Source organism: Pseudomonas sp. (assembly GCF_037994325.1).
Classification (GTDB): Bacteria; Pseudomonadota; Gammaproteobacteria; order Pseudomonadales; family Pseudomonadaceae; genus Aquipseudomonas.
The window spans coordinates 1-1,427 of the sequence record NZ_JBBNAH010000559.1 but is presented as its reverse complement, the minus strand read 5'-3'; the positions used below and the strand labels follow the sequence as shown (position 1 = coordinate 1,427).

Genomic DNA, 1,427 nt, shown 5'->3' with positions numbered 1-1,427 from the left:
GTACAGGACAGCTTCGCCAAACAACGCGAAGCCACGGCAAAACTGCAAACCGCGGCGCAGGTGATGTTGTTGGAAATAGCGGAAAAATTGCCGCCCGAACAGCGCCGGCAATTTATGCAAAAAGACGAGCCGTAACCGGCGTTGCACAGATCACGCGCGTGCCCGCCAATGGATCCCCGCCTGCGCGGGGATGACGGAAGTTTTGCCTTGGAACTCCTTCATTCCCGCGCAGGCATGACAGCGGTTTTACCTTAGAACTTCGTCATTCCCGCGCAGGCATGACGGAAGTTTTGCCTTGGAACTCCTTTATTCCCGCGCTGGCATGACGGCGGTTTTGCATTAGAACTCCGTCATTCCCGCGCATGCATGACGGAAGTTTTGCCTTGGAACTCCTTCATTCCCGCGCAGGCATGACGGCGGTTTTGCATTAGAACTCCGTCATTCCCGCGCAGGCGGGAATCCAGGTTCGGTGTTCACCGCTACAACCACCGCTCCCGTTTAGGCTTCGTTAAAATCCATTTCCGGTGGCTGCCGGCGGAAGCCGCCGGTCAGCGCGGCGAGGTAGATCACGCCGAGGCTCAGCCAGGTCAGGCCAAGAATGATTGCCAGGTGGTCAAGGCTGATCATCAGCCACAAATCCGCCATCAGGCCTACCAGTGGGAACAGCAGAAATAGCACCAGCTCACGGGCGCCGCGTTGTTGCGCGTTGATCCAGTAGTGAAAAATCACGGCCAGGTTCACCAGGCTAAAGGCCAGAAACGCGCCGAAGTTGATAAAGGACGTGGAGGTGGTGACGTCCAGTTTCAGCGCCAGCAAAGCCACCACGCCGCACAACACGATGCTGTTAACCGGCGTACCGAAACGCCCCAACCGCGCGAAGAAGCTTTTTGGCAACACGCCGTCGCGGCCCATGGCAAACAGCAGGCGCGAGGCGCTGGCTTGGGCGGACAGGCCAGAGGTGAATTGACCAACGATCAGGCCGATCAGAAAGATGGTCACAAACAGGTCGCCGCCAATGTTCAGGGCGATTTCCGTGGCGGCCGAATCCGGGCTTTGGAATTCAATGGACGGGTGGGCCAACTGCACAAAGTAGGACACCGCGATAAAGATCGCGCCACCGATCAGGGTGATCAGCAAAATGGCTTTGGGGATGGTTTTGCGCGGTTCGTGGGTTTCTTCGGTCAGGGTGCTGACGGCGTCAAAACCAAGGAACGAGTAGCAGGCAATCGCCGCGCCGCCCATCACCATGGGCAGGTGCACGTCGCCGTTAAAGAAGGGCTTTAGCGTCCACAGCGGTTGGCTGGCATCGCCGCCCACGTAATGAATGCACAGCGCGACAAAGGCGAGCAGCACCAGAAACTGCACCAGCATCAAACCGATATTGATGGTGTTGGCCAGCTTTAGACCGACCACGTTAATCAGCGTGG

At 57.9% G+C, this 1,427-nt stretch carries 1 protein-coding gene; it reads right to left on the bottom strand.

The genetic code is table 11. From position 1 onward, the window contains the following. Nucleotides 1-498: 498 nt before the first annotated feature. On the bottom strand, nt 499-1,427 hold a 929-nt coding region (locus tag AAAB16_RS18725), incomplete at its 5' end, for an APC family permease (protein ID WP_340664683.1).